Origin of the sequence: Bacillus sp. 105MF (assembly GCF_000374885.1) — a bacterium.
In the GTDB taxonomy this organism is placed as follows: Bacteria; Bacillota; Bacilli; order Bacillales; family Bacillaceae_G; genus Bacillus_A; species Bacillus_A pseudomycoides.
Genome location: NZ_KB895566.1, coordinates 382,072 through 404,935 on the forward strand (window position 1 = coordinate 382,072; position 22,864 = coordinate 404,935).

Annotated in this window: 22 protein-coding genes and 1 pseudogene; 9 read left to right on the forward strand and 14 right to left on the reverse strand. The window is 35.8% G+C overall.

Translation table 11 applies throughout. From position 1 onward, the window contains the following. Positions 1–196: 196 nt before the first annotated feature. Both C564_RS0104975 and C564_RS0104980 read right to left on the reverse strand, forming a co-directional pair. Positions 197–1,102 carry an ABC transporter permease subunit gene (locus C564_RS0104975; protein WP_018764626.1) on the reverse strand — a complete coding sequence of 302 codons (906 nt, stop codon included), beginning with the start codon at positions 1,100–1,102 and terminating at the stop codon, positions 197–199. Continuing rightward, complete coding sequence (locus C564_RS0104980; protein ID WP_018764627.1) at positions 1,095–2,000, reverse strand: ABC transporter permease subunit; 906 nt, start codon at positions 1,998–2,000, stop codon at positions 1,095–1,097. Before C564_RS0104980 ends, C564_RS0104975 begins: the two co-directional genes overlap by 8 nt. A 187-nt stretch (positions 2,001–2,187) precedes the next feature. Here C564_RS0104980 and hpt point away from each other — a divergent pair, with 187 nt between their 5' ends. The 3 genes and pseudogenes from hpt (at position 2,188) to C564_RS0104990 (ending at position 3,406) form a co-directional block, all read left to right on the forward strand. Further along, positions 2,188–2,718 carry a hypoxanthine phosphoribosyltransferase gene (gene hpt / locus C564_RS0104985; protein ID WP_003201413.1) on the forward strand — a complete coding sequence of 177 codons (531 nt, stop codon included), beginning with the start codon at positions 2,188–2,190 and terminating at the stop codon, positions 2,716–2,718. A 115-nt stretch (positions 2,719–2,833) separates the two neighbouring features. Then, positions 2,834–2,988: pseudogene (locus C564_RS36095) on the forward strand (diacylglycerol kinase family protein); the annotation flags it as partial. Positions 2,989–3,226: 238 nt separating this feature from the next. Next, positions 3,227–3,406, forward strand: a complete 180-nt coding sequence (locus tag C564_RS0104990; protein ID WP_003201426.1) for a cold-shock protein — start codon at positions 3,227–3,229, stop codon at positions 3,404–3,406. A gap of 137 nt (positions 3,407–3,543) precedes the next feature. Here the strand turns inward: C564_RS0104990 and C564_RS0104995 are convergent, their stop codons facing one another. The 3 genes from C564_RS0104995 to C564_RS0105005 all read right to left on the reverse strand — a co-directional run bounded on the left by C564_RS0104995 (position 3,544) and on the right by C564_RS0105005 (position 6,965). Then, positions 3,544–4,113: a class I SAM-dependent methyltransferase gene (locus C564_RS0104995; protein WP_018764628.1), complete on the reverse strand. Its 570-nt coding sequence runs from the start codon at positions 4,111–4,113 to the stop codon at positions 3,544–3,546. A 145-nt stretch (positions 4,114–4,258) separates the two neighbouring features. After that, complete coding sequence (locus C564_RS0105000; RefSeq protein ID WP_018764629.1) at positions 4,259–6,208, reverse strand: ABC transporter permease; 1,950 nt, start codon at positions 6,206–6,208, stop codon at positions 4,259–4,261. Next, positions 6,195–6,965 carry an ABC transporter ATP-binding protein gene (locus tag C564_RS0105005; RefSeq protein WP_003201420.1) on the reverse strand — a complete coding sequence of 257 codons (771 nt, stop codon included), beginning with the start codon at positions 6,963–6,965 and terminating at the stop codon, positions 6,195–6,197. Before C564_RS0105005 ends, C564_RS0105000 begins: the two co-directional genes overlap by 14 nt. 296 nt (positions 6,966–7,261) lie before the next feature. Here C564_RS0105005 and C564_RS0105010 point away from each other — a divergent pair, with 296 nt between their 5' ends. Further along, positions 7,262–8,134, forward strand: a complete 873-nt coding sequence (locus C564_RS0105010) for an AraC family transcriptional regulator (protein WP_018764630.1) — start codon at positions 7,262–7,264, stop codon at positions 8,132–8,134. Between the two features lie 90 nt (positions 8,135–8,224). On the opposite strand, the gene C564_RS0105015 is transcribed toward C564_RS0105010, so the two are convergent. The 4 genes from C564_RS0105015 to C564_RS0105030 all read right to left on the reverse strand — a co-directional run bounded on the left by C564_RS0105015 (position 8,225) and on the right by C564_RS0105030 (position 11,548). Next, positions 8,225–9,799 (reverse strand): putative ABC transporter permease subunit, encoded by a 1,575-nt coding sequence (locus tag C564_RS0105015; RefSeq protein WP_018764631.1) that lies wholly within the window; start codon positions 9,797–9,799, stop codon positions 8,225–8,227. Beyond that, a complete protein-coding gene (locus C564_RS0105020) occupies positions 9,789–10,505 on the reverse strand; it encodes an ABC transporter ATP-binding protein (protein WP_018764632.1) in 717 nt (238 codons plus the stop codon). Before C564_RS0105020 ends, C564_RS0105015 begins: the two co-directional genes overlap by 11 nt. Before the next feature lie 141 nt (positions 10,506–10,646). Continuing rightward, positions 10,647–11,279 (reverse strand): SdpI family protein, encoded by a 633-nt coding sequence (locus C564_RS0105025; RefSeq protein ID WP_018764633.1) that lies wholly within the window; start codon positions 11,277–11,279, stop codon positions 10,647–10,649. Further along, a complete protein-coding gene (locus C564_RS0105030; protein ID WP_018764634.1) occupies positions 11,276–11,548 on the reverse strand; it encodes an autorepressor SdpR family transcription factor in 273 nt (90 codons plus the stop codon). The genes C564_RS0105025 and C564_RS0105030 overlap by 4 nt, the downstream gene beginning before the upstream one ends. Before the next feature lie 205 nt (positions 11,549–11,753). Here C564_RS0105030 and C564_RS0105035 point away from each other — a divergent pair, with 205 nt between their 5' ends. The 5 genes from C564_RS0105035 (at position 11,754) to C564_RS0105055 (ending at position 18,283) form a co-directional block, all read left to right on the forward strand. Continuing rightward, the gene (locus C564_RS0105035; RefSeq protein ID WP_003201435.1) at positions 11,754–12,449 is read left to right on the forward strand and encodes a response regulator transcription factor; all 696 of its coding nucleotides are present in this window, start codon (positions 11,754–11,756) and stop codon (positions 12,447–12,449) included. A 2-nt stretch (positions 12,450–12,451) separates the two neighbouring features. Further along, positions 12,452–13,474, forward strand: a complete 1,023-nt coding sequence (locus C564_RS0105040; RefSeq protein ID WP_018764635.1) for a sensor histidine kinase — start codon at positions 12,452–12,454, stop codon at positions 13,472–13,474. 94 nt (positions 13,475–13,568) lie between these two features. Beyond that, positions 13,569–15,539, forward strand: a complete 1,971-nt coding sequence (locus C564_RS0105045; protein ID WP_018764636.1) for an FtsX-like permease family protein — start codon at positions 13,569–13,571, stop codon at positions 15,537–15,539. A gap of 21 nt (positions 15,540–15,560) precedes the next feature. After that, on the forward strand, positions 15,561–16,313 hold the full coding sequence (locus C564_RS0105050) for an ABC transporter ATP-binding protein (protein ID WP_003208840.1): 753 nt from the start codon (positions 15,561–15,563) through the stop codon (positions 16,311–16,313). Then, on the forward strand, positions 16,310–18,283 hold the full coding sequence (locus tag C564_RS0105055; RefSeq protein WP_018764637.1) for an FtsX-like permease family protein: 1,974 nt from the start codon (positions 16,310–16,312) through the stop codon (positions 18,281–18,283). Before C564_RS0105050 ends, C564_RS0105055 begins: the two co-directional genes overlap by 4 nt. Positions 18,284–18,331: 48 nt before the next feature. Here the strand turns inward: C564_RS0105055 and C564_RS0105060 are convergent, their stop codons facing one another. The 5 genes from C564_RS0105060 to menB all read right to left on the reverse strand — a co-directional run bounded on the left by C564_RS0105060 (position 18,332) and on the right by menB (position 22,805). Continuing rightward, positions 18,332–18,544 carry a YjcZ family sporulation protein gene (locus tag C564_RS0105060; protein ID WP_018764638.1) on the reverse strand — a complete coding sequence of 71 codons (213 nt, stop codon included), beginning with the start codon at positions 18,542–18,544 and terminating at the stop codon, positions 18,332–18,334. Between the two features lie 387 nt (positions 18,545–18,931). After that, on the reverse strand, positions 18,932–19,234 hold the full coding sequence (locus C564_RS0105065; protein ID WP_018764639.1) for a hypothetical protein: 303 nt from the start codon (positions 19,232–19,234) through the stop codon (positions 18,932–18,934). 4 nt (positions 19,235–19,238) lie between these two features. Beyond that, positions 19,239–20,345: an o-succinylbenzoate synthase gene (gene menC, locus C564_RS0105070; RefSeq protein WP_018764640.1), complete on the reverse strand. Its 1,107-nt coding sequence runs from the start codon at positions 20,343–20,345 to the stop codon at positions 19,239–19,241. Further along, the gene (locus tag C564_RS0105075; protein ID WP_018764641.1) at positions 20,346–21,791 is read right to left on the reverse strand and encodes an o-succinylbenzoate--CoA ligase; all 1,446 of its coding nucleotides are present in this window, start codon (positions 21,789–21,791) and stop codon (positions 20,346–20,348) included. Between the two features lie 195 nt (positions 21,792–21,986). Beyond that, positions 21,987–22,805 (reverse strand): 1,4-dihydroxy-2-naphthoyl-CoA synthase, encoded by an 819-nt coding sequence (menB, locus tag C564_RS0105080; RefSeq protein WP_018764642.1) that lies wholly within the window; start codon positions 22,803–22,805, stop codon positions 21,987–21,989. Positions 22,806–22,864 lie beyond the last annotated feature (59 nt).

Below are 22,864 nucleotides of genomic sequence, written 5' to 3' on the forward strand. Positions count from 1 at the left end.
CACCCTTCACGGAAGCGTTTTCTCAATATGGTCAATATATCATATCATCAGATTATTTTGTGGGGATTTTTGTAAAAAGAATGCTATTATACAAATAAAGGAATTCCTCTAAGATAAATCCAATTCTTTTTTATTTCCTCACCTCTACTCTCTAACCACGTTGGACGAAAAATAATACTCTATATAAATCTTCTGCTTACTCTATTCTATTATGTTTATATCCGTTCACTACTTTCGTCATACAATATAAAAGAATCATATAAAACATAACTGGGATTATAATAATTCTTGGCTCTAGCATTAATTCTCCATAGTAATAACTAATTAAATTTGCCCAGTCATTTAGGTATGGAAAATATATACTAAATTGATCATGAGCTTGCCCGGAAACAATTTTCGTTCCCCCTAAAAATAATTTAAACAGGGCAAGATGTAACATAATTAATAATACTTGCACCATTTGCTCTCCAATTTGAAATATAATTTGTGGTTGCAATACTTTCATAATATGAGTTCGAAACACATGCCATCTGCTTCCTCCTAATAAGAAAGAACTCTTTACATATTCCTTGTTCCAAAGTTGCTGAACTTCTTTATGAAAAAATCGTGTCATTCCTGGCACTGCTACAAAAACGAATACAAGAAATTGTATACATAGTACTTCTATATTTGTGACAATAGGTTTCGTTCGTAGCTCATAAATGATAAATGGTGTAAGAAATAAGATACAAAATAACGTTTGCGGAAAAAATTGCAAACTAACAGTAACACGTTGTAAGAAAGAAAGTCCCCACTTATCATTATGAATGAACAGGCTCATCAATAAAGAAATGATTACTCTAGCAACTGCCACAAAAAATGAAATTAAAATTGTGTACTTAGCCCCATCTATTACTTTATAAAATAAATCTTCTCCTTCTCGATCCGTTCCAAACCAATGTGCACGGGAAATTGAAAAAGGAGCCGCTTCAACAATTTCTCCTTTTTCATTGTATCGATATTCCACTACCTTAGACTCCTCTTGAAAATATGGGAGTGTAATACTTATTATTAATAATAAAATAATCGGGAATAAGAAGTACTTATAACGCTGGCTATGCATACAACTTCCTCCTTAACCAATTCAATCCTACTATTACTCCATACATAGGCACTATAAATAACAGCAGCAAATAAACGATAATCACCGGATCTTGACCGCTAATCAAAATCGAAAATAAACCTCTTATGTTACACATATACTCAAAAACGAATAAACTCGTTATCAAGGCTAGTAATATTGATTCAATATGATTCACAACTGAAACAACCATATTGCGAAAAATATGCCTGCACAAAATACACATGTTACCAAACCCTTTCGCTCTCGCAAACATAACATAATCTTGCTTCTGCTCCTCATTTATAAGTAGCATTTGAAATTGGAATAAAGAGATGGTAGGTATAATAGCTAAAATGAGAAGTGGTAATACAATAGATGTATTTTGCATCGTAGAAAATGGATGTAATGGTAAAAATCCGGTATACCTATATATACTTACCATGAAAAGTTGAAGAAAAAAAATTAGGAAGACATCTGGAATTGTTTTAAGAAAAAATACAGCTTCTTCTATCACTCTCTGTACACGCCTCGGTGAAACCGCCGCAATGATACTACATAAAAAAGACGAACAGATAGAAACTATAAGCGCTCCAAGTATAAGCACGAGTGAATATGTATATGGCTTAAATATAAGTGGAAATAAGGGAAATTCCCTTTCTTGTATCTTAAATATTTGTACATTGTTTGAAACAGTCGCTACTTGTGTAGCCATTTTCAGCTTTAACTCTTCTGGATGTATAAGTGCAGAGATAACATGTATACATTGTGTAAAAAAATGCTCTACATGTATTCCAACTTTCTTCCCATTTATAAATAACATCGGAAGACTTACAATCACTACAAATAGCATAATCATAATAAATAGTTGAAGAATTATTGAGATTATTTTTTTAAACATTCCATTCTCCTCTCAATTTCTCTAGCATGAACGGATCATGAAAACTTCAAATCGAACTTTCATTTTATTTTATTCTGGCTTTTCTAATATAAACCTTTAGCCAATATGTATTTCTCTTTTTTGACTTTTCCCCTTCAATCCTTTACAGTCAAAATGTTCACAAGTTTTACAACGCAGGAGGATCCTAATGAAAATTGAAATAAAAGATACTTTAATCTCTGAAGAAGCATTACAAACAAAGGTAAAAGAACTAGCACTGCAAATTGAACGCGATTTTGAAGGAGAAGAAATCGTTGTGATCGCAGTACTAAAAGGTTCTTTCGTCTTTGCTGCTGATTTAATTCGTCACATTAAAAATGAAGTAACAATCGACTTTATCTCTGCATCTAGTTACGGCAACCAAACGGAAACAACAGGAAAAGTTAAATTGTTAAAAGATATCGATGTTAACATTACAGGCAAAAATGTAATTGTTGTAGAAGACATTATCGATTCTGGCTTAACACTTCACTTCTTAAAAGACCACTTCTTTATGCATAAACCAAAAGCATTAAAGTTCTGTACATTACTTGATAAACCAGAGCGTCGTAAAGTTGATTTGACAGCCGAGTATGTAGGCTTCCAAATTCCAGATGAATTTATCGTCGGCTATGGCATTGACTGTGCAGAAAAATATCGTAACTTACCATTTATCGCTTCAGTAGTAACAGAGAAATAAAATCGTATATAACTTCCATCGCTTTCTGATGGAAGTTTATTTATATAAAGTTCTACTAGTAAAAAGAAAAGGGAGAGATTAGAATGGCAAAAAAACTTTCGAAAAAGTTCTTCTCATCGTAAACCCAAAAGCAGGACACGGCGATTTACATACTAATCTATCCAAGATCGTTCCACCGCTAGCTGCAGCTTTTTCTGATTTACGTATTCTCCATACAAAAAACAAGGCGATGCAACAAAGTATTGCAGGGAGTTTGCAAACGAAGTGGATACAGATGGAGAAAGTTCCCTTCATACACCGTGTCATATCGAATTATTGTCAGGTCATCTTACGATGATTTATAATCCAGCACTAGTATAATAGATTCTTTGTTATACTTTGGTAAATAGTAAAGTTCGCATTTTTATAAAATAAACATTATAATTAAAAGTATAAAAGGTTGTTAACAAAAAACGTTAACAACCTTTTTATTTTTTAGAAAAATTTTTCACTTTAGAGGAGTGATTGTATGTACTGGAAAAGAAATAATAAGCCTGTCGAAGATCCAGAAGAAATCGCTGTATGGGAATGCCAAGCAGAAGACTGTTTAGGATGGATGCGTAAAAACTTTTCTTTAGAAGAAGAACCAAAATGTCCCTTATGTAAAGGAGATATGGAGAGCGGAACACGACTACTACAAAAATTGTAAAGATTTGGTTCCATTTCCCCTACATTCCCCAATTAAGAAATCAAATAAAGAGAAGATCCTCTTTCTCCTTATCTACAGTGCAAGTTTACTTCCTAATTATAAATTTGAAATAAATGATTGAAAAAGACAGCTATTACTTAAAATAGCTGCCTTTTTCTACAACTAAGAACATGTGATGGAGGAAGATTCAACCAAACCTTTTTTAGTGAAATTTCCTGAAAAAAGGTTTGGATAAATGCTTTCCTTGCAAGCGAATATTGAAACGTAATAAACTCGCCATCCTCACTTAATGACTCCATTACACTGGATAAAATACGAGATGATACTTCCGTTGGTAAGGATGTAAAAGGTAACCCTGATAATACATAATCAACCTTCTCTATTTGTAACTCCTTTATATATTTCTTTATGTTCTCAGCTGATCCATGTATAACCAAAACGTTTGGATCGTCCTTAAACTGCTTCTGTAACTTTTTGAAAAAAACTTCATTAATTTCAATCAAGATAAATATTGTATGTTCTTTTTTTCTCTTTATAATCTCTCTCGTGAATGATCCTGTTCCAGGTCCCAATTCTAGAATATACTTTGCTTCTTCGAAATTAATCGCGCCTACCATCTTTTTGGCTAATATGTTAGAACTAGGTGCAATTGCTCCAGTATTCTTTGGATGTTTCACAAATTCGGTTAAGAATGTAATAAGTTGCATCTCTAACCTCTCCCGTTCATTCAATATCGTCTAATATAGCTCCCAGTATAACTATCATTTTTTAAAAAATAGCATGGGAATTTCTTAAGATTTTATGAAGATGTAATAAAGCAGCTATCGCTTCTAGCGATAGCTGCTCCTTTCATTACTTCGAGCTCACGATCTTGTAATAAGAACGAACTGTTAAGAAGTAATATCCAATATAAATGACGCTATACACACCAATACTCATTAATAACGGAATCAAAATTTCATATGGCATTAACGTTGATAATCCTTTTAATGCAAATAAGCTGTGGCAAATCCCTACTACTAATGGAATTGCAAAGATAAAGCTTACTTGTTTCGCAATTGCCTTTTTCATTTCTTGTTTTGTAACCCCGACTTTACGTAGTACAACGTAACGATCGCGGTCTGCACTTGCTTCTGTTAGCTGTTTGAAGTAAATGATAGAGCCTGTTGCTAGTAAGAAGACAAGTCCTAAGAATAGACCGATAAACATCATTAATCCTGTTGCTTCCAGCATACCATGGAAACCCGTGTAGAAATCATTGAAAGGTCGCGCAACTTCTGATTCTCCAGCTGGCATCACTTTCTTTAATTTCTCTGTTAGCACTTTACTATTCCTCTCATCTTTTACATCGATATTTTTAACGATACGTGTGTCAGCTACTGCCTTCGCACTCTTATATACTTCATCTGGTACAACAACGAATAGTTCTCCTAAGTTCGTTATATTACGTCCTTCAGCACCTTTAATCGTTAATGTTTTCGCTTCATTACCAATCGGGAATACCGCTTTATTCCCTTTATATACAGTGCTGAACTCATGCCCTTCAATATACATACCATCAAATACGAATGCCTCGTTAGCCGCCAAACTTACAGCCTCTATATCCATATTCTTTGCTATGTTATTAAATGCTGATTGCGATACAAGCTGATATTTCTCGGTAACTAAATAATTTGTATTCATACCCATATCTGCTTTTTCGCCTTCAAACTTTCCTTTAACAGGAACCATTTCTATTTCGAATTGGTTCGTTACAGGATGCTTCTGTTTCTCTTCACCCAAAATCGCATTTACTTTATTATCAAGTGCCGCATCCTTTTTCTCGTAAGAATAACTGTGCGGCGCATAATCTTTCGTTTGTTTAAACGTGTTGTAATACATCGTAACAGACGTACCAACTGCCGTTAATGTTACCGCACTTAATATTGCAATAGTTGCTAGAGATTTTGCATTTCCTTTAATGCGGTACAGTAACTGTGACGTCGTTACCATGTTCATACCGTTATAGAAAGATGATTTCTTATGTCTTGCTCGTTTTAATACAAATACTGTAAAGAACATGAATAGTAAGTACGTACCAAGTACTGTTGCAAGTAAAATATAAAGCGCAACTGTCATAAAGTCTATATATTTAATTGCTTTAATATACATCAGTGATAAGAAATAGCCAGAACCGATTAAGAACACTGAAATCAATGCCATACTCATTGATCCTTTTGGCATCGTTTCTCCTTCACGTTCTGCACGGAAAAGTTCAATTAATTTAAAGCGATAGATTAAACGATATCCTTGAAGTGATGTATAAAGGATAATCACAAAAAAGATAATTGCCGTATCAATAATTGCAGACATTGGTACTTCAAAATGAACATTTAAATTCAGTCCCATCATACTTACTAACAATTCAAGGAACAACTTCGACAGTACACTACCAATCGCAATCCCGATTACTAATGACATTAAGCCCATCAACATATTTTCATAAAATAACATTTTACCGATTTGTCTTTTTCGAATACCAAGCAGTGAATATAATCCAACTTCTTTTTTACGTTTCCGTGTAAAGAACCCGTTAGAGTATATAATAAATACCGCTACGAAAATAATCAGCATCACACTGGAAACTTGGAATGCTCCGCTAATTTTCTTAGATCCTTCCGCTGCTTTTTCCATTTGTGAATTATATTGCAGCGCTTTAAATGTAAAATAAATGACGATGCTAAAGATCATAGATGCAAAATATAAAAAATAATCCTTAAAGTTCCGCTGTATATTGCGGAGGGCAATGCTAGATAACGTCATCCATGGCACCTCCGGAAATTGCGGACATTACGTCTACTACTTGTTGGAAGAATTGTTTACGAGTTAATTCCCCGCGGTGCAATTCTTTATATAACTCACCGTCTTTAATGAAGATAACACGTTTACAATAACTTGCCGCAAACGCATCATGCGTTACCATTAAAATTGTTGAATTATCATATTCATTTAATGACTTCATACTTTCTAATAAGTCTGTTGCTGATTTGGAATCAAGTGCTCCTGTTGGCTCATCCCCAAAAATCATACTTGGATTTGTAACGATTGCACGTGATGCTGCGCAGCGCTGCTTCTGTCCACCAGATACTTGGTATGGAAATTGACTTAAAATATGATCGATGCCGAACTTCTTCGCAATCTCAAGAACGCGGCGATCAATTTCATTCGCTTTCACTTTTGATAACGCAAGTGGCAATGCAATGTTCTCTTTCACCGTTAGCGTATCTAATAAGTTATAATCTTGGAAAATGAATCCTAAATGATCACGGCGGAACAATGCTAATTTATCATCATTCATTTTCACAATGTCTTTCCCATCAATTAAAATCTCACCGCTCGTTGCATTATCAATTGTAGAAAGAACATTTAAAAGAGTCGTTTTACCAGATCCAGAAGGTCCCATAATTCCAACGAATTCACCTTCTTGCACTTGTAAGTTAATACCTTTTAACGCTTCAAATTTATTTCCACCTGTATCATATACTTTTTTAATATTTTTCGCTTCTAACACTGTTTTCATCTCTATATCCCTCACTTCTTCTATTCTCTATTTTCACTATATCTAACTCCTACTCTTGCCACTATCGATGTTTCTTACACAAACATGACAGTTATGTAAGGCTACTTAGCAGAAGACATGGACATTTAACTTCATGAAATAACTACTTTGCTACTATAGCATTGGGATAAATAGCCATCCATTCATTCTCCTTACAGAAACATTACATTTCTGTAAGGTACCCTATATAATTGTGCACGAAATGTCGGATGAGGTTATTTCATTCCTGCTATTCTATTAACAAAGGAGGTCATATGATGGATTCGCTTAAAAATATGAATGCAGCAATACAGTATATTGAAGACAATCTTACGAATGACATTGACTTTAAAGAAGTGGCTAGGCTAGCTTTCTGCTCGGAATACCATTTTAAAAGAATGTTTTCCTTCCTTTCAGGCACGTCGCTTTCAGAATATATTCGTTGTAGACGCCTTACTCTTGCAGCATTTGAGCTAAATGCTAGCAATGTAAAAGTCATTGATATCGCTATAAAATATGGATACAACTCGCCAGATTCCTTTTCACGTGCATTTCAAAATCTGCATGGGATAACACCGTCAGAGGCTAGAAATAGCAGCCATACCCTTAAGGCTTACTCACGAATGACCTTCCAGTTATCCATTAAAGGAGGAAATGAAATGAACTATCGAATCGAAAAAAAAGAGACGTTTCGCATCGTTGGTATAAAGAAACGAGTACCGATTATTTTTAGTGGTGTAAATCAAGAAATTGCTTCTATGTGGAAAAGCTTAGACAGTCAATCGATTCACACATTAAAGACCCTTTCGAATGTGGATCCTACAGGACTCATCAGTGCTTCTACCAATTTTTCTGAAGGGAGAATGGAGGAAAAAGGAGAACTTGATCACTATATTGGCGTCGCAACAACGAAAACTTGTCCAGAGCAGTTCAAGCAACTTGAAGTTCCTGTCTCAACATGGGCTATATTTGAAGCAATTGGGCCATTTCCTAATGCATTGCAAAATATATGGGGACGTATTTATTCCGAGTGGTTTCCATCTTCGAATTATGAACAAATGGAAGGACCGGAAATCCTATGGAATGAAAATAAAGATGTGACTTCATCTACTTTTAAAAGTGAAATATGGATACCAGTTGTGAAAAGGTAATATATTCCTAGTTGATTATTAAAGTAAAGAAGCTGTCCCAAAAGGTCATTTTTAACACCCTTTTGGAGACAGCTTTTTTAGACTAATGCTTCACTTTATCCTTCTTTTAGACTCATTGCTATACAACACTGCAGTCATAATCGAAATCATTACAACAACTACAAAAGTAAACATTCTATAGTTTGATATCACAGCAGTACCTATAAGAAAGGCAGGAATGACTGCCAGAATCATGCCTCCAAGCATACCAAGAACAGCTCCCATACTCTGTTTCACTACTTGGGTTTCTGATACCCAATCATAATAAGCAAATCGGTTATTAATAAAAACACCCCATACTGCTGAAAAAAAAGAATATGTGATTGGGGTAATTACGATTAAAATTGAAGTCCAAATACCTGGCTTTAAACCTATAATCATAAGGATAGCGCTAATAATTGATGTAGGTATGCTGAGTGAAAGATTCATGAGAATCTTACTGTCATAGATCATTTTCGGTGTAAGAGGCAATGACTTGATAATCCATACGTTTTTCCCCTCGAGCGATAATGACACACACGTTGTACACGTCATTGCAATCATTGCTGAAATAACAAATGGAGCAACCTTTTGTAAAAGCGTTTCGATTCCAGGATATCCAATAAATTGACTTGGCCCTACTATAACGACTGCAAGTGAGAATATGACTGCCATGACAACTCCCATACCGATATTAATCACATATACTGTAGAAGAAAAGAAACGCTTCCGTTCTTTTTTATATAATGCAATCAACACTTTTTCTTTCTTCATATGATCAATCTTGTAATCGGAACGCGTATGGTACGTAGAAACTCCTGTATTGATTTGCTTATATTTGAAAGAGAGTATTTTTACAAAAAGATAATACCAAATAACTGATATGCTGACAAAAAGAATAAAAGCTCCTATATTCGCATCGACAATTGCTTTTTGAAAAATGTTAGCTAGCGGATACACTTTAGTCAATTGCTCTGAAACGATTGCTCCAATCCCTTCTAAGTCAGTAAAACTATATTTCGCATTTCCCTGCTTGAACATAAAGTAGCCAAATATAATAATTGCCATAAAACTTAAAACAGTAGTGACTCGATTCGCATGTCTAAACTTAGATGCTATCGCCGTAATGCATGCACCAAAAACAGCCGCAATTGTTGTTGGAATTAAAGATACTGTAAACAGAGTTATGATCCACATTACATAGAAAGATATTGATGGATTCTCATATATACAATAAATAATCCCCATCGGCAGCATGATGATCATTGAAAAGACAGTATTTAATACGTACAAATACAAAAATCTACTAGCGATAATCGTATCTACACGAATCGGTAAAGACATGACAAAATCATAATCCTTAAAGGCAAAAATTTCACCATTCGCCTTAAACATAGTGAAAAACAAAACTAATATACTGCTAATAACGAATGCATAAACTGGAATGATTTCCCCTATCCCCAGTTTGATTAATCCATATGCCGCGCCTCCACAATATAGCATCAAAAGAGCAGCAACCAAGGCGATTGATACTGAAATTAAAATTTTACTCTGCTTCTTTTTCTTATCTTTTTCATACTTGAAAGTATTTAGACCAAGCTGCGTTATCAGACGGATTTTTAAAAGCGCTAGCGTATTATTCTTCATTAGCAAGCACCTTCATAAAGAGCTCTTCTAATGAATTCCCCTTGATTAAAGACTTTACTTCCCCCGAGATTGCTAGTTTCCCTTTATGAATCATCGCTATCTTATTGCATAACTTCTCTGCTACATCTAATACATGAGTAGAAAAGAAAATCGCACTGCCTGATTCACAAAGTTCCTTCATCATCCCCTTAAGTACAAGAGCCGCCTTTGGATCGAGACCAACAAAAGGCTCATCTAAAACTAATAATTTGGGATGATGCACAACTGCTGATATAATCGCTACTTTTTGTTTCATACCGTGTGAGTAGGAGGATATTAAATCCCCCAAATATGGTGTAATCTCAAAAGCATCTCCATATGTTTGTATCCGTTCTTCTCTGTCCTTTACAGACACCCCAAAAACATCCGCCACAAAGTTCAAATATTGAATCCCTGTTAGTTGTTCATATAAATCTGGATTATCAGGAATGTATGCCATGACCTTCTTACACGTAATCGGGTCCTTTTTTACTGAATGTCCATCAACAAAAATTTCGCCCTCCTCAAAGTCTATAACACCTACTAGCGACTTAATCGTCGTACTTTTCCCAGCGCCGTTATGTCCTATAAATCCAAAAATATCTCCCGCTTGAACAGTTAAACTCAAATCATCTACTGCTTTTTTGCCACCTTTGTAGGTTTTGCTAAAATTTATGATTTCTAACATGCCCTCTCCCCCAAACGATTTAAACTCGCGTATACCAAGACTGAATATTCAGACCTAAATAACTAAAATGATACGCAATAAGACTTCATCCTTACCACATATCATTACTTGCAAACGTCCTTACAGAATCGTATCTACTATTTATAATTGTTCCTTTTTATATAAAATATAAGAATATCCATTCGTCAACACCACAGCAATTAATATCATTGTAAGCATCATATAAGATCTCCATTCAGCTGGCACAACAATACTTACCATCATCATAAGTCCTAAAGCTACAAATACTTTTCCGCTAAAGCGATGTGTTTTGCGCCATACTTCTTCATTGCTTAACGTCCATGGGTTACGCATACCCACAAAGAAATTCGGTTTACACTGCGGTAAATAATTACCAATAATTAAAAATAAAATTCCAACAAGTAATTCGGGGACCCGATTAATAAATAATTTATAACCTAAGCCATTTGTAATGATATCTATGTTTCCGATAAATAAGACAACTAGCAGGCTATTATTTATCATCATCAAAGCTTTAGAAAACTTTTCATAGTTTTCTTTCTTTGGATCAATTTTTTGTAAAACATTTAGAAATACATAACAACCAATCATGATACCAACCATAGACATCATTCCAGTTAATTTCGATGAAAATCCATCAGCAGTCCCGCCGCTCCAATGGGTTGCGATTGTATCTGGCAAGTATGGCCAAGAAATTGCCCATATTAAGCAAGTTGTAAGAATTAATATAATTGCAAAAAGATGCTTTTTCATTTCCCCTCTCCCCCTTTATTCGTAAACGTAAACACCCAAGTTAATAAATCTTGAAAAACGGTTGTGTTTAAGGAATACACAACAAATTGCCCTCTTTTTTCATCTTGAATGAGTTCCGCGTTTTTAAGTGCATTTAAATGATGCGAAATACTCGGCTTTGTCATATTGAAGTGCTCGGCGATTTCTCCAGCTGTTAAATCGCCTTCTTTTAATAAATCTAATATTTTTCGTCTTGTTGGATCTGCTAATGCTTTAAATGCTTGGTTCAATGCCTTTCTTCCTTTCAATAATTAGACATTTAGATATTTATCTAAATGTTAAAATAAAAACTATAAATTGTCAATTATATCCACATTTCTTTTTGCTTTTTCCACTTTTGCCCTATACTGTTTACTAGCGCTCGTTTCAACATAATGAAAAGACAAGAAACACATGGTACACTATAGCTACAATTGTTTTTTAGGAGGAATAACTATGTATAAAATTTTAATCGTTGAAGACGATCCAAATATCTCATCTTTACTTCAGTCTCACATTCAAAAATACGGTTATGAAGCTGTTGTTGCTGATAACTTTGATGATATTATGGATTCTTTTAATAGAGTGAAACCACATCTTGTATTGCTTGATGTAAACTTACCAAAATTCGATGGTTTCTACTGGTGCCGTCAAATTCGTCACGAATCTACTTGTCCGATTATTTTTATTTCTGCACGCGCTGGTGAGATGGAACAAATTATGGCAATTGAAAGCGGTGCAGATGATTATATTACAAAACCATTCCACTACGATGTTGTTATGGCGAAAATTAAAGGACAATTACGTCGCATTTATGGTGACTATGCACCAAATATTTCGGAGCGTATTGTTGAAGTGGAAGGTTTAAAATTATTCCCTGAACGACCAGAAATCCATTTTGGAAGTGAGCAAGTTCTTCTTACAAAGAAAGAAGCTATCTTAGCTGAAATGTTATTATCGAAACACCCTCGTACAGCAAACCGCGAAGATCTATTAGCTGCGCTTTGGGATGATGAAAGCTTCGTTGAAGAAAACACGTTAAACGTAAACATTACACGTCTTCGTAAGAAATTTAATGAGCTTGGTATTGAAAACGCAATTGAAACAGTACGCGGATTAGGGTATCGTTTTAACGCAACTTGGAGTGAATAAGCATGAAGTTATTTTTGCGTGATCATTTTGTATTTTTTCTATTATATGCATTAAATTTCGGTATCATTTTTATTCTCTATGATGCAGTTGATGGATTTCAAAACAATAAATTTTATTTCATCGTATTAAGTTTATATTTATTTATTTGCTTCCTTGCTTATCGTTATGTTCGCAACCGCAGAATGTATCACAGATTAAGTGAGCCACCGGAAAAAATGGAAGATGCGTTTATTGAAAGAGCGACCGCACCTATGCCACACGGCGTAAATGAGCTTGTTCGGACTCAATATCGTCTATTCCAAAAAGAACTGCAATCATATGAAGTCAAACAACAAGAACACCAATTGTTTATTAATCACTGGGTACATCAAATGAAAACGCCAGTTTCTATTATGCAGCTGATGGTACTAGAAATGGAAGATGAACATCTCATTCCCAAGTTTAAGAAAGAACTAGAAAGATTAAATCAAGGACTTGATATGGCGTTATATATGGCGAGACTCAATAACTTCCACGAAGACTTCCATGTAGAAACGATTTCACTAAAGGATGCCGTAACAAAAAATATTAACGGCTTAAAAGAACTCTTTATTCGTAACGGTGTATTCCCTGTTCTAGAAGTTCATTCTGATCTTATGGTTGCTTCTGATGCAAAGTGGCTGAAATTCATTATTTATCAGTTAATGACGAATGCGGTTCGCTATTCTGGCGAGCGAGGCAAAAAAGTCTTCTTATCTGGCTATCGAAATGGGAAAGATATTATTTTGGAAATTCGTGATGAAGGGGTTGGTATCCCGCAGGAAGATGTCCGAAGAGTATTTGAACCATTTTATACAGGGAAAAATGGACGTACTTTCGGAGAATCAACTGGTATGGGGCTTTATATTGTCAGTAAAATTTGCTCTTATTTAGGTCATTCCGTGAAGTTAGACTCTGAAGTAGGTAAAGGGACTAGCATTAAGATCATCTTCCATAATGCTTTAAATCATCAAGCAGACGGCTCGGGGAAGGTGATTGAAGAATGAACATACACAATTTCAGCGAAATGTATGAGAACTCACTCTCATACATTTTTTGCAACATGACTACATCTATATCTTCGATTTGGAGGTATACAGCATGACTTTTTGGCAGTTTGCATTTAAAAACGTAACGCGAAATTCCCGTGCTTATTTTGCCTATTTTTTAAGCAGTGCGTTTTCCATTGCGATTTTCTTCTCATTTGCGGTGTATTTATTTCATCCTCGGCTACAAAATTTTAGTACAGTTGATGGAATTACAGGGTTAATGATATTTTCAGAAGTGGTCATTGTGTGCTTTTCCTTTTTCTTTCTGCTTTATTCCATCGGTACTTTCTTAAAAGTTCGTAAAAAACAATTTGGAGTTTTAACCGTTTTAGGAATATCGAGAAGGCAATTAAAACGTCTTGTTTTTATGGAAAATATGTTGATTGGGATATTGTCCATCTTTGTTGGCATTCAACTTGGACTCGTATTCTCACAATTTTTCTTGTTAGTAACAGGAAAAATCACACACGTCCCAGGATTGTATTTATATTGGCCTTCAGGGGCCATCCTTTTAACTGCAACAATCTTCCTTGGACTCTTTATCGTTGTTTCTGCTTTTACTCCTATGCTCATCCGAACAAGAAAAGCAGTACGCCTTTTAAAAGAAGGAAAAGTAAAGCAAAAAGAGCAAAAACCTTCTATCCTTATTTCTTTATTTGGTGCTCTATGTTTGCTGTCGGGATATATACTAGCCGGAAATCCAATGTTCTTTCTATCTTTAGATCCAAAGATAGGATCGATTTACATGTTTTCTAGCATTTTCGTCATTCCGTCACTTGTGGCAATTGGAACATACTTTTTCTTTTCACAAATTTGCTTCCTGCTCATTCGGATTTTGAAAAAAAGACGAAAATTTTACATGAAGCGAATTAATATGCTGTGGATTTCAGATTTGGCAAGCCGTATTCGAACAAATATTAATATGCTTTTTATTGTAGCTATGCTATCTACTCTCGCATTTACAATGATTACATTCATATATGGGTTTGGGAAATTCATAAAGTTGGATGTTGCCAAAAATAATCCATTCCCGTTCACCTATATTTCATACGATGCCAATCCACTTGCTTCACAGCATATGGACTGGTTAGAAAAACGACTTAGCGAAGAACAATTTACCTATAAAAAGTTCAAAACAGACTTATATGCAGTTTCATTACAAAAGGACAAAACCACTCCTTATGAAAGAGAAGCATATGTATTAAAAGAAAGTGACTATAATAAACTTGCGACTGCTTTACACCTCAAGCACCTTTTCGTAAAAGAGAATGAAACATATATCCTACCTGGATATGGATATCAAAACATATTGAGTCCACTGCAAGAAGATTTCAAACAAAAAAACATTACACTTTCGCAAAATTCACTTACATTACATGTAAAAGATTATGAGAATTTTAGCGTAACACCAGCTGGTCTGACACCACAATTACTAATTTTATCTGATGATACAGTACATGCTTTATCGAATAACATGAGACATATGACACTGTATAACTTTCAAGTACAAGACTGGGAAAAGACATATATAATCGCTGAAGAATATATTAATAAATTGGAAAAAGATCGAAAAAGTATCGCATCTAAAGAACCTTTATATATCATGTGGGAAGCGAGTGATACGCTATACCAAATTAAACTAGGCGCCGCTTCATTCTTCTTTATTGGTACTTTCCTTGGCGTCATTTTCTTCATTGGTGCCGGGAGTGTCCTTTACTTCCGTATGTATACGGACTTAACAAGTGAACAAGAAAAATATATTACGATTACAAAAATCGGGTTAACAGAATCTGAAATGAAGCGTTCCGCTACCATTCAGCTAGCGATCTTATTCTTCGTTCCGTACATCATGGCTTCCATTCATACAATGTTTGCTACAAAAATGCTACAAGAAGTCATAAATCTATCATTATTTGCTGAAATTACAGTTGTTCTTACGATATTTGGAACGGTTGAAATTATCTTTTTCTTGTTAATTCGTTCCTTATATATGCAAAAACTATCTCGGCATATTAGTCTTTAAAAAATAGAAAGGTGATTCTTTATGGAAGAAGTCTTACACATTAAAAATGTCTCTAAAGTGTATGAGGGCAAAGTCCCTTATACCGCTTTAAAAAATATTAATTTACATGTAGATAAAGGAGAATTTGTCGCAATTATGGGGCCTTCAGGAAGCGGTAAATCTACTTTCTTAAATGTAATTTCAACAATCGATTCTCCTACTGCAGGCGAAGTTTTTATTAATGGGAAACAGCCGCACACATTCCGCAGGGAAAAACTAGCTGTTTTCCGCCGCCAAGAACTAGGGTTTGTTTTTCAAAACTTTAACTTATTAGATACGTTAACAATTGGTGAAAATATCGTATTACCATTAACGTTAGACAATGTTCCGCTAAAAGAAATGGATAAGAGATTAGATATTGTTTCAAAGAAACTTGGGATTGACCACATTTTAGACAAGCGGATTTTTGAAGTTTCTGGTGGACAAGCTCAGCGCACTGCAGTAGCTCGCGCTGTTATTCATAATCCATCACTCTTGCTTGCTGATGAGCCTACAGGAAATTTAGATTCAAAAGCAGCAATCGACGTAATGGAACTTTTTACAAAGTTAAATAAAGAAGAACAAGCAACGATTTTAATGGTGACACATGATCCATTCGCTGCTAGTTACTGCAACCGTGTAATTTTTATTAAAGACGGTGAACTTTACAACGAATTACACCGAGGGCTTTATAGAGAGAAGTTCTATCAAGAAATATTAGATGTATTAGCGTTACTAGGCGGACGACGCGGATGACATTTTGGCAGTTTGCATTTAAAAATGTCTCTCGTAATTCAAAAGCATACTTTGCCTATTTTGTAAGCAGTGTATTTTCAATTATGGTTTTCTTTTCATTTACTGTGTATTCGTATCACCCACGTTTACAAGACTTACAAGAGCGAGGACCACTGATGAATTTAATTGGGATGGCCCAATTTGTCATCATCATGTTTTCGTTCTTTTTTCTCCTTTATTCTATAGGAGCATTTTTAAAAGTACGTAAAAAGCAATTCGGTATTTTGACCATTCTTGGCATTTCAAAGAAACAATTAAAGCGGCTTGTATTTATGGAAAATATGATGATTGGAATATTAGCAATTTTTTCCGGTATTCAAGTTGGCCTTGTGTTTTCTAACTTTTTTCTACTAGTTACTTCTAAATTAACGGGTGTAAAAGGGCTTTATTTATATTGGCCAACAAAAGCGATTATCATAACGACCATAACATTTATCATTTTATTTTTGATTGTTTCTACTTTCACACCTATATTAATTCGCACGCGCAAAACAATGCGTTTAATAAAAGATGACGGTCCACAAAAAAAAGAGAGACGCCCTTCTATTCTTATTTCTCTTTTTGGAGTGGCTTGTTTAATAGGGTGCTATTATATCGCTGGTGTTCCAGAAAGTTATGTATCAGAGAAAACGGTTCGAAGCGGATTTGCCATTGTTCCACCATTATCTATCATTCCACTTGTAACAATTGGAACCTATTTACTGTTTTCACAAACACTTTTTCTTTTCATTTGGTTGTTAAAAAAGAGACGCCGTTTTTATATGAAAAAAATTAATATGCTTTGGATCTCGGATTTAGCAACACGTACACGTGGTAATATTAATATGCTTTTTATCGTTACTATGCTATCTGCGCTTACATTCACGATTATCACATCACTTTTTGCAATGAATAATTACACAAAAGCAGTAATTCTAGCAGATTATCCGTTTCCTTTCACGTATATATCTGATGATAAAAATTCTTTTGAAAAAAAGCATACGGATACAATCGAAAGAGAGTTAACAAATCACGAATTTCAGTATAAAAAACACAAATTCACCGTGTTAAAGGATCAGGTTTTGGATATTGATATTGTCATTATGAAAGAAAGTGATTATAACCAGCTTTCTACACTATTAAACAGATCCACGATTCAGCTGAATGAATCCGAAACCTATATTGTTTCGGAGTATTCAAAAGCTACAGGAAGTTTAATCATGCATCCTTTTGGAAAGCGAGAAAATATTACGATCGAATCTAATAAAAAAACATTTCGTATAAAGGGCTTTTCTGAACAAGCAATTGAGCCAAGGTTTGCTCTTCCCTATATTATTGTTATGCAAGATTATGTAGTGGAAACTATGATTCCTCATATCGAAACGATGACAATTTATAATTATATAGTAGAAAACTGGGAACAGGCCCTTTTACCAACAACAAATATTTTAAAAGTAACGAACGAGGATAGAGACAATATTATTAAACCAGAAGAACAAAAAAATGGCATCGAAAAGGTCGCTCCATTCCAAATAGTTACAGCTAGTGATGAGTTGCAATATAGTAAACAAAATAATGTTTCTGGTTTCTTTATCGGTGCATTTCTCGGCGTCATCTTCTTTATGGGTGCAGCTAGCGTTTTATACTTTCGAATGTATAACGACCTAACAAGAGAAGAACAGAAGTATATTACCATTACGAAAATTGGATTAACAGAAAACGAAATGGCTCGTTCGGCAACAATTCAACTGGCAATCCTATTCTTCGTACCTTATATTGTTGCTGTTATCCATACGATATTCGCTATTAAATTTTTACAATTTATATACTCATTTTCATTATTAAAAGAATTATTATTCGTATTAGTCCTATTTGGGATGATCGAGATTATTTTCTTCTTTTTAATCCGTTCCCTTTACATGAATAAATTATCACAACGCCTTAAATTGTGAATAAAATAGCCTTGTGCATGCGCACAAGGCTATTCTCAATAGTTTTTGTTAGCAGTATCCGTAACCACCACCAAAGCCACCATAGCCGCCGCCATATCCACAACCGCCACCGTAGCCACCACCGAAGCAGCTAGCACCGATGATAATCAATAAAATAAACAATACGATTAGAAGCGCAAAACCGCCTCCACAGCCGTGTCTTATGTGTCTATGGTGATGTTCATGTCTGTCATCGCATCTGTCATCGCACTTATCACTCATTACTCTATTCCTCCTTTAGTATCATTCGTAACAACAAGGGGATCCTATCATGTGCTAAATGAGCGGATTCAATTTATATTATGTTTACATGGGAAATCGGGAGCTTGTTTTTCCCAAAAACAGGCTTGTTTTACGAAAAGATACAACGAGACCTTGGATTTACTGATAAACCATCAATAAAGAATGCAATGCCTGCGAATCACAAAAGAACCTACGATAATTGAATCATCGTAGGCTCTTTATCCCGCTATTTGTGGGCAGTAACACTCCCACCTCATTCAGTGAAAGCAAAGAAGTTAAGCAGGTGATGAACTGCCCGTAAAAGCCCGATTGGTGAGGGCTAATAATCAGTGAGGGATGAAGCTCCCCACTGATTAAAGTTTCACTTTATATACGCTGTACAAACAACTTTCCTTCTTGCAATATACGCTTTTGTAGTTGTTGATTAGAGAGTGTATTTAAATGTACCACATCAAATTTCACCCTTCCCTCCAGCTCTTCTGTCAACTCAAAACATAACCATTGAAATTGTTTGTGCGAAGCATTCTTCGTTTCAATCGCAATGTGATGACTACATTGATCTGTTACTTCTTTCCTTACGTGAGGCCCAAAAATATATGCAACTTTTACAAATGACACCTTTAACAAATATGCTTGTATAACCCGCAATATATCTTCCTGCTGCCTCATACATTCACCTCTCACATACAATCCGTTTTCTCGTAATCTCTTCTAATCTTTCCCGGTTTACGCCATATCCAAACCCAAGCTCTTTTGGAACAATTACTTTCCCGCCTTGCAATGTTACTTCTGGTGAAATAATATCTCGCTCCCAGTGTCTACTTGAAGCTGAAATATCACCCGGAATCGTAAAGTTTGGGAGTGATGCTAACGCAATATTTTGCGCACGTGAAATCCCCATTTCAACCATACCGCCGCACCAAACAGGAATACCATGTTCCTTGCAATAATCATGAATTTGGATTGATTCTGTTAAACCGCCAACTCGTCCCGGTTTAATATTTATAATGCGGCAGCTTCCAAGTGTAATCGCTACTCTTGCATCTTCTAAGCTATGAATACTCTCGTCCAAACAAATAGGTGTCTCTATTTGTTTTTGGAGCTTAGCGTGATCGAGAAAATCGTTATCCGCTAAAGGCTGTTCAATCATCATTAACTGAAATTCATCCAATCGTTTTAATCGCTCAATATCCCCTAACGTATACGCTGAATTTGCATCGACCATTAATGGAACCTTTGGAAAGACTCTTCGTATTTCCTTTATTAGCTCATAATCAAATTCTGGTTTGATTTTCACCTTAAAACGTTGATATCCTTCTTCTGCATACATTTCAATTCGTTTTAACATATTAGAAATCGTATCTAACCCAATCACAACACCGACTTCAATTTCTGACTGTGTTCCTCCAAGTAAAATCGCTAATGACCTGTTTTCGTGTTTCGCATACAAATCCCATACAGCGCCTTCTATTCCCGCTTTTGCCATACGGTTACGCTTTATATGCTGAAAGAGACTCGGAATTTCATTTGGATGTGTAATTTCAGCTTTCAATACATCTGGTATTAAAAAATCTTGAAGCATATGAAGTGCCGTTGTTGCAGTTTCTTCTGTATACCATGGTTCTGAGAACGCAACAACTTCCCCAAACCCGATATATCCGTCCGTATCCTCAAGTTCAATGACAATACTTTCCCGCGTTTCATACGTTCCGTAACTTGCTGCAAAAGGAATCACAAGAGGCATTTCTGTTACATAAAGCGTCGCCTTTTTAATTCTCATTTACATCTCCTCCAGCAGGTGCCTTAGTTCCCGTCTTAACAATTTTTTCGAAGCATTACGTGGTAATTCAAGTAAGAAATGCACTTCTCTCGGTACTTTATATCGCGCTAATTTTTCTTCACAAAATTTAATCAGTTCTTCTTCTGTTATATCGGCAGCCTTAACAATAAACGCAGCAGGCACTTGTCCCCACTGTTCGTCTGCTTTCCCAACAACTCCAGCTTCCGCCACTTTAGGATTTGCAAGCAGTACTTCTTCAATTTGCGCTGGATAAATATTTTCTCCGCCTGAAATAATGAGATCACTACGACGATCTAATACATATAAAAATCCTTCTTCATCTAAATACCCAAGATCTCCAGTATGAAGCCAACCGTCTATTATTGTTTCACGCGTTGCGTCTTCACGTTTAAAATAGCCATGTGTCACATTCGGTCCTTTTACAACAATCTCTCCTTCAACATTCGGTGGCACTACTTCTCCATCCTTCTCAATTCGAAGCTGGCATGAGAAAAGCGGTTTTCCTGCTGAACCAACTTTCGTTAACATGTAATCAGCTGAAAGTGTGCAAATTTGCGAGGATGTTTCTGTCATACCATATGTTTGGTACACAGGGATTCCTTTTGTTACACATGTTTCTAAAAGTGGCTTTGGTGCTGGTCCTCCGCCTAATAACATGCAACGTAAAGAGCTCGGATATGTTTCCTTCCCAAGTCTTTCTAATAAGTCCATTAACATCTTAGAAACGACAGATATGATTGTTATTCCCCGAGTTTTTATTGCCTCATGAATGAAATCAGGATCATATTTCGGAACGAGTAAAATCCTCATACCGTACATAATATTTTTCATTAACAGAGATAATCCGCCTACATGAAACATTGGCATGCACGCTAACCAACAATCATCATCGCGAAGCCCTAAGTTAAGTGATGATCCAACAGCACTCGCCCAGTGATTACCGTATGTTAAGATAACCCCTTTCGGTTTTCCTGTTGTTCCTGACGTATAAATAATTGTCATCGATTCTTCTAAGGAAAACTCCTCTTGAACGACTGCAGTTTTCTTCGGTCCGTTCACTACCTCTTCAAATGCATATACTAGTACCTGTTCTGTTTCAAATTCTTGGTCCGTTACTAAGCAAACAACTTCAGCATCATCCATTTGCCAAAGTAGCTCTTCTCTTGAAAGACGTGTATTTAGAAGTACAGCTACTGCCCCAATATAAGATAAGGCGTGAATTACTGTAATCATCTGGGTACCATTTTTCATCAGAACAGCCACTTTTTGACCTTTTTCTATCTGTAAGTATGAAAGGTGTTCACAAATAGATCCTACTTTTTCATGCAGTTCTAAAAATGTAATCTTCTCCTCTTTTGTCTCAATCGCAGTGCGCTCTGGTGTTAAAAAAGAACGTTGCATTAACCAATTGGGCATTGTCTCCATTACATATTCTCCTTCCATTAAAGAAAGAGACTTGATGTACAATCAAGTCTCTTGTTTTTGTTTCCGCTTTTAATCTTATCCAGCTACAGCAGCTAGAATAGTCGGTGGCTTCGCTGCTTCCTACGAGGCAAACTGTGCCTCTTCGTCAGAAGCTCCATCCCCCTCACATTCTGAACGAGCCGCTTCCGCTTTTAATCACGGAAAACGAGGGAATTGTCCGAAGTCTGGACGGCGTTTTTCTTTGAACGCGTCGCGGCCTTCTTTTGCTTCGTCAGTTGTGTAGTACAATAACGTTGCGTCTCCCGCTAGTTGCTGGATACCAGCTAAACCGTCTGTATCTGCATTGAATGCAGCTTTTAAGAAACGAAGTGCCATTGGGCTGTTTGCTAAGATTTCTTCTGCCCATTGGACTGTTTCTGCTTCTAGCTCTTCTAATGGTACAACTGTGTTTACTAAGCCCATATCAAATGCTTCTTGTGCACTGTATTGACGGCATAGGTACCAAATTTCACGAGCTTTCTTATGACCTACCATGCGAGCTAAATAACCAGCTCCGTATCCGCCATCAAAGCTACCTACTTTAGGACCAGTTTGTCCGAATACAGCGTTGTCTGCTGCGATTGTTAAATCACATACGATATGAAGTACGTGTCCACCGCCAATTGCATAACCTGCTACCATTGCGATAACTGGTTTAGGGATTGCGCGAATTAAACGTTGTAAGTCTAATACGTTTAAGCGTGGGATTTGGTCTTCACCTACATATCCACCATGACCGCGAACTTTTTGGTCGCCGCCAGAACAGAATGCACGTCCACCTTCACCTGTTAAAATGATAACGCCAACATTTGCATCATCACGTGCTTGTGCAAATGCATCGATTAACTCCATTACCGTTTTAGGACGGAATGCATTATGTACTTCAGGACGGTTAATCGAAATCTTTGCGATACCATTGTATGTAGAATAAATAATATCTTCATAATTGCCTTCTTTTACCCATTCAATAGCCATTATTCTTACCTCCTTTTTATTGTGCTAATGGTTGTCCACTAGCCTCTATAAGTTCTGCT